General features: G+C 65.9%; 10 protein-coding genes and 2 pseudogenes. 9 read left to right on the top strand and 3 right to left on the bottom strand.

Annotated features, from left to right (window positions below):
• The first annotated feature begins 27 nt into the window (after positions 1-27).
• Positions 28-1,281 (top strand): cyanophycinase, encoded by a 1,254-nt coding sequence (locus ACQVLG_RS03705; RefSeq protein ID WP_230538946.1) that lies wholly within the window; start codon positions 28-30, stop codon positions 1,279-1,281.
• On the opposite strand, the gene ACQVLG_RS03700 is transcribed toward ACQVLG_RS03705, so the two are convergent.
• The 3 genes and pseudogenes from ACQVLG_RS03700 to ACQVLG_RS03690 all read right to left on the bottom strand — a co-directional run.
• Complete coding sequence (locus tag ACQVLG_RS03700) at positions 1,272-2,405, bottom strand: DUF418 domain-containing protein (protein WP_474292871.1); 1,134 nt, start codon at positions 2,403-2,405, stop codon at positions 1,272-1,274. The genes ACQVLG_RS03705 and ACQVLG_RS03700 overlap by 10 nt on opposite strands.
• A gap of 76 nt (positions 2,406-2,481) precedes the next feature.
• Positions 2,482-2,856, bottom strand: coding sequence for a TetR family transcriptional regulator C-terminal domain-containing protein (locus ACQVLG_RS03695; RefSeq protein WP_474292870.1), 375 nt, complete (start codon positions 2,854-2,856; stop codon positions 2,482-2,484).
• A gap of 119 nt (positions 2,857-2,975) precedes the next feature.
• Positions 2,976-3,086 (bottom strand): annotated as a pseudogene (locus tag ACQVLG_RS03690) (TetR family transcriptional regulator); the annotation flags it as partial.
• Between the two features lie 202 nt (positions 3,087-3,288).
• Here ACQVLG_RS03690 and ACQVLG_RS03685 point away from each other — a divergent pair.
• The 8 genes and pseudogenes from ACQVLG_RS03685 (at position 3,289) to ACQVLG_RS03650 (ending at position 12,543) form a co-directional block, all read left to right on the top strand.
• Complete coding sequence (locus ACQVLG_RS03685) at positions 3,289-4,500, top strand: M64 family metallopeptidase (RefSeq protein ID WP_474292869.1); 1,212 nt, start codon at positions 3,289-3,291, stop codon at positions 4,498-4,500.
• Complete coding sequence (locus ACQVLG_RS03680; protein WP_474295532.1) at positions 4,467-4,733, top strand: M64 family metallopeptidase; 267 nt, start codon at positions 4,467-4,469, stop codon at positions 4,731-4,733. Before ACQVLG_RS03685 ends, ACQVLG_RS03680 begins: the two co-directional genes overlap by 34 nt.
• Positions 4,734-5,159: 426 nt before the next feature.
• Positions 5,160-5,345 carry a hypothetical protein gene (locus ACQVLG_RS03675; RefSeq protein ID WP_230538942.1) on the top strand — a complete coding sequence of 62 codons (186 nt, stop codon included), beginning with the start codon at positions 5,160-5,162 and terminating at the stop codon, positions 5,343-5,345.
• Positions 5,342-6,127 carry an enoyl-ACP reductase FabI gene (gene fabI, locus ACQVLG_RS03670; RefSeq protein WP_474295530.1) on the top strand — a complete coding sequence of 262 codons (786 nt, stop codon included), beginning with the start codon at positions 5,342-5,344 and terminating at the stop codon, positions 6,125-6,127. Before ACQVLG_RS03675 ends, fabI begins: the two co-directional genes overlap by 4 nt.
• A 10-nt stretch (positions 6,128-6,137) precedes the next feature.
• Positions 6,138-7,581 (top strand): annotated as a pseudogene (locus ACQVLG_RS03665) (efflux transporter outer membrane subunit).
• Positions 7,582-7,599: 18 nt separating this feature from the next.
• Positions 7,600-8,673, top strand: coding sequence for an HlyD family secretion protein (locus tag ACQVLG_RS03660; RefSeq protein ID WP_474292868.1), 1,074 nt, complete (start codon positions 7,600-7,602; stop codon positions 8,671-8,673).
• 2 nt (positions 8,674-8,675) lie between these two features.
• Positions 8,676-11,417 carry a ribosome-associated ATPase/putative transporter RbbA gene (rbbA, locus tag ACQVLG_RS03655; protein WP_474292867.1) on the top strand — a complete coding sequence of 914 codons (2,742 nt, stop codon included), beginning with the start codon at positions 8,676-8,678 and terminating at the stop codon, positions 11,415-11,417.
• Position 11,418: 1 nt separating this feature from the next.
• Positions 11,419-12,543 (top strand): ABC transporter permease, encoded by a 1,125-nt coding sequence (locus ACQVLG_RS03650; protein ID WP_230538938.1) that lies wholly within the window; start codon positions 11,419-11,421, stop codon positions 12,541-12,543.
• The last annotated feature ends 8 nt before the right edge of the window (positions 12,544-12,551 follow it).

The following is a 12,551-nucleotide window of genomic DNA, read 5'->3' as shown; positions in this document are numbered from 1 at the left end:
CCACTTTCCTTGTATTCGAAAGGCACCATGAAATCATCCGCAAGCCTGTATCACACATTCCGTGCCGCGCTGCTGTTCGCACTGGCATTGTGCAGCTTCCATGCCGTGGCGGCGCCTGGCGGCAGCGCCATCGGCAGCGCGCCGCAGGGCACCCTCGTCATCATCGGCGGCGGCCTGCGCGCCGACAATGCCGAAGTGTGGCAGCGTATCGTCAAGTTGTCCGGCGGTCCCGGCGCGCGCATCGCCGTGCTGGCCTCGGCCGCGATGAACCCGGAAAAATCCGGTGAAAGCATCATCAGGAAGCTCAATCAGTATGGCGCCGATGCCTTTTTCGTGCCGCTGGCTGTCAAGCTTGCCAATCGCGATTACCGCAAGGCGGCCGAAGACCCTGCCATCGTGACGCAGATCAAGTCGGCCACCGGCATCTATTTTGCCGGCGGTGACCAAGGGCGCATCACGCAAGCCTTGCTGCGCCCGGACGGCAGCCGCACGGCCGCGCTGGAAGCCATCTGGTCGGTCTACCGCAACGGCGGCGTGATCGCCGGCTCCAGCGCCGGCGCGGCCATCATGAGCACCACCATGTTCTACGACGCCAAGCCCGTGCTCGACATGCTCAAGATGGGCGTGACGGATGGCCGCGAGATTGCGCCGGGCCTGGGCTTCATCGGCAGCGACGTCTTCGTCGACCAGCATCTGCTGGTGCGCGGCCGTTTCGCGCGCATGATTCCTGTGATGCTGAAAAAAGGCTATCACCTGGGACTGGGCATCGATGAAAACAGCGCCATGGTGGTCGACGCCATGCGCGACGTGGAGGTCATCGGCTACAGCGGTGCCCTGCTGATCGACCTGTCGGGCGCCATCAGCGACCGCGGCGTGAAAAATTTCAATATCAGCAACGCGGCCATCAGCTACCTGGACCGGGGCGACAAATTCAACCTCGTCACGCGTGTCTTCACGCCCTCGCCGGACAAGGCCGACAACAAGCTCGATCCAAACCAGCCGGACATGCGCGAACCCGTGTTTACCAACGATATCCTCGGCAACAACGCCGTGCTCGACCTGATGGGCAATTTGATCGACAACGCGCAGCAGGAAGCCATCGGCATCGCCTTCGGTAACCCGCGCGACCCGTACCCGGACCTGGGCTTCGAGTTCCGCTTCAGTAAAACGGTCAACAGCGTCGGCTACAGCTCGACCGAGGCGGAAGCGTATTCGGTGCTGAAATTGCGCCTCGACATCCGCCCGATCCAGCTGCGCCAGCCCCTGTACCGCTACAAGTAGCTTGCACTGGCGCGCCGCCAGCGCGGCCACGCTGCGATCGTCAAGGCCCGCAGCAGCCACTCGACAGGGCCATACGCGTGGCCGCGCAGCCACCAGCGGCTCAGGGGCAGCTGCAGGCTGAAGATGATGACGGCCAGCGCCAGGGCGCCCAGCGGCGAGACGCTGCCCATCAAGCGCGCACCATACGCGAGGAACAGCCAGGCGCAGATGGCCGACTGCAGCAGGTAGTTCGACAGGGCCATGCGGCCCGTGTCGGCCAGCAGGGCAAACAGCCTGCCGTCGCGCAAGCGCTCGAACAGGGCCAGCGCCAATGCCAGGTAGGCGCCCGCCAGCAGCGGCGCCGTCGCCAGGCCGACGGCCAGTCCCGCCACCTGCCATGCCGGGCTGTCCCCATAGACGGAGGTCCATGCATACAAGACTGCGCCGGGCAATCCCGCCAGGGCGCCGGCCCACAGCAGGCGCCGGCGCAGCGGCAGATAGTCGGCCGCGTGCAGCAGCATCTCGCGCTTGCCGGCGGCCAGGCCGCACAGGAACATGGCCAGCGCGCACGGTGCCTGCACCAGCAGCAGGACGATCCAGATGTCGCTCAGTTCGCGCAGGTGCTGATTGACGACGGTTGCCGGCGTGGCGCGGTAGGCGGCCAGCGCCGATGCCGCCTTTTGCGCCATCGCCACGGCGTTGTCCGCCGCGTCGCCCGCCGGCTGCAGGCTTTGCAGCCAGGCCATGCCTGCCCAGAATGCGGCGCAGACGGTAATCAGAAGCAGCGCCACGGACAGTGCCTGGCGTTCGCCGCAGCGGTGCAGCGCCAGCAGCACGATGCCCAGCACGGCGTAGGTGGTGAGTATGTCGCCATGAAACAGGAACACGGCATGCAGGGCGCCGATCAGCCACAGGCCCGCTTGCCGGCGCAGCATGCGCGGCACGAACGGCGCGTCGGCGCGCGCGGCCGCCTGCATCTGCAAGGTGAAGCTGTAGCCGAACAGGAAGGAAAACAGCAGATAGAACTTGGTCTCGAACAGCAGCGCGACGAGAAAATGCGCGGCGCGGTCCACGCCGCCGTGAAAGGCGGGATCGGTCAAGCCCAGGCCAAACCAGGGCGTGGCGAAGGCGCCGATATTGACCACCAAATGCCGAACAGGGCGCAGCCGCGCAGGGCGTCGACGTCGGCGATGCGCGTGGGCGGAGTTGTCATGGCGGCGCTCATGCCAGGGCAGGGCGCAGGAAGCGCGCCAATAGCAGGTGCAGGCTGGCGCGCTGCGCCAGCGGTACATAATCGGGATCGACGGCGACCCGGTTGAAGATGCCGTCGATCAGCGCTGCGATCCAGCCGGCCGTTTGCGCGGCGTCTAGCGCGGCGTCGACCTGGCCCTGTGCGGCCGCCTCTTCCAGCAAGGTTTGCAGGCCGCCGCGCAGGCTGGCGTCGTTGCGCGCCACCCTGGCCGCGATATCCGTGTCGCGCATCGCTTCGGCGGCAATGTCCAGCGCCAGTCCCGCAAAGTCCCCGTCGGCCGCCAATGCCAGCACCAGGTCCATGAAGTCGAGCAGCGCGCCGTACGCATCGGCGCTGCCTTGCACGCCGGCGAAATAGGCGGCCGTCTCGCTGCCTTCCTGGTCGACGATGGCGGCGATGATGATGCTTGCTTGGTGGGGAAGTAGTGAAACAGGTTGCCGGGACTCATGCCCGCTTGCGCGCAGATGGCGGCGGTGCTGGTCTGGTGGAAGCCCTTGCGCGCGAAGCAGTGGCGCGCGGCGGCGAGGATGGCGTCGCGGCGGGCCGCGTGTTTGCCGGGATCGATGGTGCGCATGGCGGTTGGCTCTCCTTTTAATTAATCGACTAGTCAGTCTAATATAAATGGATTGCGCGGCGCGGTCAAGCTGGATGCTTTGCAGTACCTATTCCTGTCGCTACAATGTGCCGCACCGGATTTTTCCATGCCCGCCGCTGGCGCCGCTGTTTGTTTGGAAAACCGCTTCTTTTACCCGTTTTTCTACCGTGTTAGGAATGAGATGCAGCAGACTCCGATTCGATCCTTCCTCTGTGCGCTGGCGCTGGCCACCGGCATTGTCCCCGCCGCGCAGGCCGATAATGCCCCGCTGCCGGCCACCATGCGCCTTGACTACCAGCACAGCGGCAATGCGCTGGGCGAGCATTATGCGGTCGAGCGCGTGCTGGTCGAGCCCTTGCCATGGCCGGGCAACCTGGCGCGCCCCATCGACGACAGCAACCGCGGCAACAATATGCTGGAAGTGGTCGACATCAAGTCGGGCAAGGTGCTGTATTCGCGCGGCTTTTCCACCATCTTCGGCGAGTGGGCCAGTACCGACGAAGCGAAAACCACCACGCGCGCCTTCCAGGAATCCGTGCGCTTCCCGCAGCCCGAGCATCCCGTACGCGTGCGCATCCTCAAGCGCGACGAACGCGGCCTGTTTTCCATTGTGTGGAGCACCGATGTCGATCCTGCCGCGCAGGACGTGATCCGCAAGCAGCCGCCGGCGCCCGTCAAGCCAATTCCGATCCGCATCAGCGGTCCGTCGTCCGGCAAGGTCGACCTGCTGATCATGGGCGACGGCTACACGGCCGCCGAAATGGGCAAGTTCGAGGCGACGGCGCGGAAATTGGCCGAGCACCTGTTTACCGTCTCGCCATTTCGCGAGCGGGCCAAAGACTTCAACGTGTGGGCCATGGCCGCGCCGACGCCGGAGTCGGGTGTGTCGCGTCCATCGACGGGCGTGCATCACGCTTCGCCGCTGGGCACCCGCTACGACATCTTCGGCAGCGAGCGCTATGTGCTGACGACGGACAACCGCGCGCTGCGCGACCTGGCGCAGTACGCGCCGTATGAATTCATCGAAATCCTCGTCAATAACGATACCTATGGCGGCGGCGGCATCTTCGGCCAGTTTAGCACAGCGGCAGCGAACAACGACTGGGCCAATTACCTGTTCGTGCATGAATTCGGCCATCATTTCGCCGGCCTGGCCGACGAGTACTACACCTCGCCCGTGGCCTACCAGTCGAATGGCGAACGCCAGGAGCCGTGGGAGCCGAACGCCACGGCGCTGCGTGATCCGTCCAAGCTGAAATGGAAGAGCCACGTCAAGGCTGGCACGCCGCTGCCGACGCGCCCTGGCCGAAGGACGCGTACGACAGCCATGCGCGCGAATACCAGAAGCAGCGCGCCGCCCTGCGCGCGGCCAACCGTCCTGAAAGCGAGATGAGCGATTTGTTCAAGGCCGACCTGGCATACACGCAGCAGCTGTTCTCGAAGGCGCCGCAGCGCCATACGGTGGGCGCCTTCGAAGGCGCGAACTACGAATCATCCGGCTATTACCGGCCCGAGATGCAATGCATCATGTTCGACCGCAGCGAGACGTTCTGCTCCGTCTGCCAGGATGGCATCAGCACCATCATCGACCTGTATTCGCGTGGCGCCCCGGCGCCGGGCAAATAATGCCGCTGCCGTCATTCCAGTAATACACGGGGCCATGCTGCATCGCAATAGCATGGCCCCCTTTCCGCCCCTTCCCATTGCCGGCCTTGTGCCATCGCCCGGCGCTGCTTGTTTTCCAGACAATCGGCATTGGCGCCGGCATGCTCCCTTTTCTTCCCGCCAGCCCGGTAGTATTATCAAATACGTATGCTCGCACGCTTGCCTGAAAAATATTTCATTTAGATAATATTGAGGTAAAATTTGATTTACATCAATGTTGCATTGCCGCAATCGCACTTATAGTTGACCTAGCTCAAAACGATAAGCATGCGGACCGGACTCATCGCGAATCACGTATCTAAATGCTGTAGAGTAATTTTCGCCCTGTACCAGTTCCCCGACAATGCACTGGTGCCGGCCTCGAATTTCAGTGACGGAAGCCGATTCATGAAGATGCACACCCCCGCGCCTGACGCGTGCAATACCCTCCATCCCCACACGCCGATTGCCTTGCCGTATGCGCGCGCCGGCGGCGTGACCCTGGCCATGAGCGCGGCCGCCATGCGTACTGGCGCGGTGCGCTGCGTGCATGCGGCCACGCCGTGGCCCGCCCTGCGTCCCGTCCAGGCATGACGGCCGACTTGCGCCCGCACTTGCCCTTGCAGGGCAAGCGGGGCCTGGTGGTGGGCATCGCCAATGCGCAAAGCATCGCCTGGGGCTGTGCCAGCGCGCTGCGCGCGGCCGGCGCCGAACTGGCCGTGACCTGGCTCAATGACAAGGCCCGTCCGCACGTGGAGCCGCTGGCGCAGCAAGTGCAGGCGGCCATCATGGCGCCGCTCGACGTGGCCGTGCCGGGTCAACTGGAGGCGCTGTTCGCGCAGATTGCGCAGCAGTGGGGCACGCTCGATTTCGTCGTCCATTCCATCGCTTACGCGCCCAAACAAGACTTGCATGGCCGCGTGACGGACAGTTCCGCCGACGGTTTCGCGCAGGCGATGGACATTTCCTGCCATTCCTTCATGCGCATGGCGAAGCTGGCCGAACCGCTGATGCCGCACGGCGGCAGCTTGACCACCATGAGTTACCTGGGCGCCGAGGAAGTCATCGCCGATTATGGCCTGATGGGGCCCGTGAAGGCGGCGCTGGAAGCGTCGGTGCGCTACCTGGCCGCCGAACTGGGGCCGCAAGGCATCCGCGTCAACGCCATCTCGCCGGGGCCACTGGAGACGCGGGCCGCTTCCGGCATTGCCCATTTCGACCGCCTGATGGCCGACGCCATCGAGCGCTCGCCCATGCGCCGCCTGGCCACCATCGAGGACGTGGGCGCGCTGTGCGCCTTCCTCGCCGGCGACGGCGCGCGTGCCATCACGGGCGGCACCCTGTATGTCGATGGCGGCTACAACATTCTGAATTGACTGGAAGAAGATGATCATGGCTGTTTCTGTTTTGCCCAACCGCGCCAGGATGGCCGCGCTGGCCACCGCGCTGGCCCTGGCCGGCTGCGCCTCGCTGGCGCCGCCTTACGCGCCGCCGCCGCTGCCCGTGGCGGCGCAGTATCCGGAAACTGACGCTGCCGGCGCAAGCGCGCCCGACGTCGCCTGGCAAGCCTACTTTGCCGATCCGCGCCTGCAGGCGCTCATTGCGCAAGCGCTGGCCAGCAACCGCGACATTCGCATCGCCGCCCTGCGCGTGGAAGAGGCGCGCGCCGCGTATGGCATCCAGCGCGCGGAACAATTCCCCACCATTGCGCTGGGCGCCTCCGGCAGCCGCGCGCGCGTGCCGGCTGACTTGAGCCCGACGGGGCGCGCCATGACGAGCGCGCAGTACCAGGCGGGCTTGAACGTGAGCGCCTGGGAGCTCGATTTCTGGGGCCGAGTGCGCAGCCTGAAAGACAGCGCGCTGCAAACCCTGCTGGCCAGCGACGAGGCGCGCCGCGCCATCAGCGTGGCCCTGGTGGCGCAGGTGGCGAATGGCTACCTGGGCTTGCGCGAACTCGACGAACGCGTGGAACTGGCGCGCGCCACCGTCGACAGCCGCGCCGAGTCGCTGCGCATCTTTACGCGCCGCTTCGAGGTTGGGTCGATTTCCAAGCTGGACCTGACGCAGGTGGAAACCCTGCTCAGCCAGGCCCTGTCGCTGTCGGCCCAGCTGGAGCAGGCGCGCGCCGTGCAGGCGCACGCGCTGGCCCAGCTGGGGCGGCCCCGTCGACCTGGCGCCTGTGGCTGGCGAGGTGCGCCGCTTCGACGATGCCAGCGTGCTGCAGCCGCTGCATGCGGGCCTGCCTTCGGCCTTGCTCACGCAGCGTCCCGACCTGATGGCGGCCGAGCACCAGTTGCGTGCCGCGCAAGCCAATATCGGAGCCGCGCGCGCCGCCTTCTTCCCCACGATTTCGCTGACGGCTGGCTATGGCACGGCCAGCGCGGAATTGAGCGGCCTGTTCGATTCGGGCAGCGGCGCCTGGAATTTCGCGCCGCGCCTGGTGCTGCCGATCTTTGACGCGGGCCGCATCCGCGCCAATATGGACCTGGCCGAGGTGCGCCGCGACGTGGCCGTGGCCAATTATGAAAAGAGCGTGCAGGGCGCCTTCCGCGAAGTGGCCGACGCGTTGTCGAACCGGCGCTGGCTGGCGCTGCAGGTCGATATCGGCAAGACCACGCTGGCGGCGCAGAGCGAACGGGCGCGCCTGGCCAAGCTGCGCTATGACAATGGCGCCGCGCCCTACCTGGAAGTGCTCGATGCACAGCGCGACCTGCTGACGGTCGAGCAGCAGCTGGTGCAGACGCGCCGCGCGCTGCTGTCCAGCCAGGTCAGCCTGTACGCGGCCCTGGGCGGCGGCGCACCCGCACCCGCCGCCGCTTCCACCCACTAATTTGATCGCCCCGATACCATGAATGCTCAACTGAAGAAAAAACTCATCCCCGCCGCGCTGGTCGTGGCCGTGCTCGTGCTGGGCTACGTGGCCTGGCAAAAAATGCGCCCCACGGGCCCTGGCGAAGGTTTTGTCAGCGGCAATGGCCGCATCGAGGCGACGGAAGTCGACGTCGCCACCAAGCTGGCCGGCCGGGTCAAGGAGATCCTCGTGCGCGAGGGCGACTTCGTCAAGGCGGGCCAGCCGCTGGCCACCATGCAGGTCGATTCGCTGACGGCCCAGCGCGACGAGGCGCGCGCGCGCCAGCAGCAGGCGTCCGACGCCGTGGTCGGCGCGCAGGCGCAAGTGGCCGTGCGCGAGAGCGACAAGGCCGCCGCGCTGGCCATCGTGGCGCAGCGCGAAAGTGAACTCGATGCGGCCCGGCGCCGCCTGGCCCGCTCCGAAACCTTGTCGAAAGAGGGGGCTTCCTCGGTGCAGGAACTCGACGATGACCGCGCCCGCGTGCGCAGCGTGGCCGCCGCCCTGAATGCGGCCAAGGCGCAGGTGACGGCGGCGCAGGCGGCCATCGACGCGGCAAAAGCGCAAGTGGTCGGTTCGCGTTCCGCCGTCGTCGCCGCCGAGGCGACCACCGCGCGCATCGACGCCGACCTGGCCGATGGCCAGCTGGCGGCGCCGCGCGACGGCCGCGTGCAATACCTGGTGGCGCAGCAGGGCGAAGTGCTGGCCGGCGGCGGCAAGGTGCTCAACCTGGTCGACCTGTCGGACGTCTACATGACCTTCTTCCTGCCCGAGACGGCGGCCGGCAAGGTGGCGATGGGCGGCGAAGTGCGCATCATCCTCGATGCGGCGCCCAATTACGTGATTCCGGCGACGATTTCGTTTGTCGCCGCCAGCGCGCAGTTCACGCCGAAAACGGTGGAAACGGCCAGCGAGCGCCAGAAGCTGATGTTCCGCGTGAAAGCGCAGATCAGCCGCGAGCTGCTGCAAAAGCACCTGGCTTTGGTAAAAGTGGGCTTGCCTGGCGTGGCCTGGGTGCGCCTCGACGCAAAGCAGCCATGGCCCGCTGAACTGACGGCCAAGGTTCCGCAGTGAGCATGGACGTGACTTCCTTTGTCGTCAGCATCAAGGGCGTCAGCCAGCATTACGGCAAGACGGTGGCGCTCGACGCCATCGACCTCGATGTGCCGGCCGGCCGCATGGTGGGACTGATCGGTCCCGATGGCGTGGGCAAATCGAGCTTGCTGTCGCTGGTGGCCGGCGCGCGCGCCGTGCAGCAGGGCAGCGTGATGGCGCTGGGCGGCGACATGCAGGACGCGCGCCATCGCGACGACGTCTGTCCACGCATCGCCTACATGCCGCAAGGCCTGGGCAAGAATCTGTATCCGACCCTGTCGGTCGAGGAAAACCTGCAGTTTTTCGCGCGCCTGTTCGGCCATGACGCCGCCGAGCGCCGCCGCCGCATCGACCAGCTGACCCGCAGCACGGGCTTGCAGCCCTTCCTCGCGCGCCCGGCAGGTAAACTGTCGGGCGGCATGAAGCAGAAGCTGGGCCTGTGCTGCGCCCTGATCCACGATCCCGACCTGCTCATTCTCGATGAGCCGACCACCGGCGTCGATCCGCTGGCGCGTGCCCAGTTCTGGGACCTGATCGCCGGCATCCGCGTGCAGCGCCCGCAAATGAGCGTGATGGTGGCCACCGCCTACATGGACGAGGCGCAGCGCTTCGACTGGCTCGTGGCCATGGATGACGGCAAGGTGCTCGATACGGGCACGCCGGCCGAACTGCTGGCGCGCACGCAAAGCGACAACCTGGAAGCGGCCTTCATCAAGCTGCTGCCCGAAGCCAAGCGCGCCGGCCACCAGCCGGTGGTCATCACGCCGCTGGATCCAGCCAGCGCGCAGGACGTCGCCATTGAGGCCAAAGACCTGACCATGCGCTTCGGCGATTTTACCGCCGTCGACCATGTGAATTTCCGCATCGGCCGCGGCGAGATCTTCGGTTTTCTCGGCTCGAACGGCTGCGGCAAGTCGACCACCATGAAGATGCTCACGGGTCTGCTGCCGGCCACGGAAGGCAAGGCCTGGCTGTTCGGCAAGGAAGTCGATTCCAACGACATCGATACGCGCCGCAGGGTCGGCTACATGTCGCAGGCATTCTCTCTGTACAGTGAACTGACGGTGCGCCAGAACCTGGTGCTGCACGCGCGCCTGTTCCACGTGCCGGAGGGCGAGATTCCGGCCAGGATCGACGAAATGGCGCAGCGCTTCGACCTGCGCGCCGTGATGGACGACTTGCCCGACAGCCTGCCGCTGGGCATACGCCAGCGATTGTCGCTGGCCGTGGCCATGGTGCACAAGCCGGAAATGCTGATCCTCGACGAACCGACGTCCGGCGTCGACCCCATCGCGCGCGACAATTTCTGGCGCCTGATGATCGAACTGGCGCGGCGCGACCGCGTCACCATCTTCATTTCCACCCACTTCATGAACGAGGCCGAGCGCTGCGACCGCATCTCACTGATGCACGCGGGTAAAGTGCTGGTCAGCGATGCGCCGGCCGAACTGGTGCGCAAGAAGGGCGCACCATCGCTGGAAGCGGCCTTCATCGCCTACCTGGAAGAGGCGGGCGGCGGCACTGCGCCGTCGACAGTGCAGGAAGCGCCGGCGTCCGTGCCGCAGGAAGCGGCACCGGCGCCGCAGCACCGGCGCAGCCGTTTCAGCCTGGGCCGCATGCTCAGCTACATGTGGCGCGAGGCGCTGGAACTGCGGCGCGACCCCGTGCGCCTGACCCTGGCGCTGGGCGGCTCCGTGTTGCTGCTGTTCGTCATCGGCTTCGGCATCAGCCTGGATGTCGAAGATCTCAGTTATGCCGTGCTCGACCACGACCAGACTACCTTGAGCCAGAATTACACGAACAACCTGGCCGGTTCGCGCTACTTCGTCGAGCGCCCGCCGTTGCGCGACTATGCCGATATCGACAAGCGCATGCGCAGCGGCGAACTGTCGCTGGCCATCGAGATTCCGCCCGGCTTCGCGCGCGACGTGCAGCGCGGCGCGCCGGCGCAGGTGGGCGCGTGGATCGACGGCGCCATGCCGATGCGCGCCGAAACCGTGCAGGGCTACGTGCAGGGCATGCATCAGCTGTGGCTGGCCGACCAGGCCTTGCACCGCTACGGCATCACGATGAGCAATCCCGTCGCCATCCAGACGCGCTACCGCTACAACCCGGACGTGAAAAGCCTGCCCGCCATGGTGCCGGCCGTGATTCCCCTGCTGCTGCTGATGCTGCCGGCCATGCTGGCGGCGCTGTCCGTGGTGCGCGAAAAGGAACTCGGCTCCATTATCAACCTGTACGTGACGCCCGTCACGCGCCTGGAATTCTTGCTCGGCAAGCAGGTGCCGTACGTCGTGCTGGCCATGTTCAACTTCGTCCTCATGGCGCTGCTGGCGGTCACCGCCTTCGGCGTGCCGATCAAGGGCAGCTTGCCGACCCTGATCGGCGCCACCTTCATCTTCAATATTTGCGCCACCGGCATCGGCCTGTTCGCCTCGACGTTTACGCGCAGCCAGATCGCGGCCCTGTTCGTGACCATGATCGGCACCATGATCCCGGCCATCCAGTTTTCCGGCCTGCTCAATCCCGTCTCGTCGATGGAAGGCGTGGGCAAGGCCATCGGCCTGATGTACCCGGCCACGCACATGCTCAATATCAGCCGGGGCGTATTCAACAAGGCGCTGGGCTTTGGCGACCTGCACGCCTCGTTCTGGCCCCTGATCGTCGCCATTCCCGTGATCCTCGGCGTGACGGTGGCGCTGCTGAAGAAACAGGAGAGCTGATATGCGCCACCTTGAAAACATCTACCGCCTGGGCGTGAAGGAAATCTGGAGCCTGATCCGCGATCCGATGATGCTGATCCTGATCCTCTACACCTTCACCCTGGCCATCTACGTGGCCGCCACGGCCAAGCCGGAAACCTTGCACATGGCCTCGATCGCCATCGTCGACGAGGATGGCTCGCCCCTGTCCGGGCGCATCGCCTCGGCCTTCTTCCCGCCGCAATTCACGCCGCCGGCCATGATCAACCAGAGCCAGGTCGATGCGGGCCTCGATGCGGGCCGGTACACCTTCGTGCTGACGATCCCGCCCAAGCTGCAGGCCGACGTGCTGGGCGGGCGCCAGGCGGAACTGCAGCTGAACGTCGACGCCACGCGCATGAGCCAGGCCTTCAGCGGCAGCGGCTACATCCAGCAGATCGTCGCCGGTGAAATAGCCGAATTCGCCAAACGCTATCGGGGCGCGACCGTCTCGCCCGTGGACCTGGTGATGCGCGCGCGCTTCAATCCCTCGCTGAGCCAGGCGTGGTTTGGCTCGCTGATGGAGCTGATCAACCAGGTGACGATGCTGTCGATTATCCTCACGGGGGCGGCCCTGATCCGCGAACGCGAACATGGCACCATCGAGCACTTGCTGGTGATGCCCGTGACGCCGGCCGAGATCATGCTGGGCAAGGTCTGGTCGATGGGCCTGGTGGTGCTGCTGGCCGCCGCCCTGTCGCTGAACCTGGTGGTACGCGGCATGCTGCACGTGCCGATCGAAGGCTCGATCGCGCTGTTCCTGTGCGGCGCGGCGCTGCACCTGTTTGCCACCACCTCGATGGGCATTTTCCTCGCCACCGTGGCGCGCAGCATGCCGCAGTTCGGCATGCTCTTGATTCTCGTGCTGCTGCCGCTGCAAATGCTCTCGGGCGGCAGCACGCCGCGCGAAAGCATGCCCGAGCTGGTGCAGAACATCATGCTGATCGCACCGACCACGCATTTCGTCGAATTGAGCCAGGCGATCCTGTACCGCGGCGCCGGCATCGACGTGGTGTGGAAGCCGTTCCTCGCCCTGCTGGCCATCGGTACGGCCCTGTTTACCTTCGCGCTGGCGCGCTTTCGCAAGACCATCAGCCAGATGGCGTAGTCCCGCGC

It is taken from the genome of Janthinobacterium sp. TPC_1 (assembly GCF_056037845.1).
Note: the sequence above shows the minus strand (reverse complement) of the source record. Positions and strands in the feature narration are given on the sequence as shown.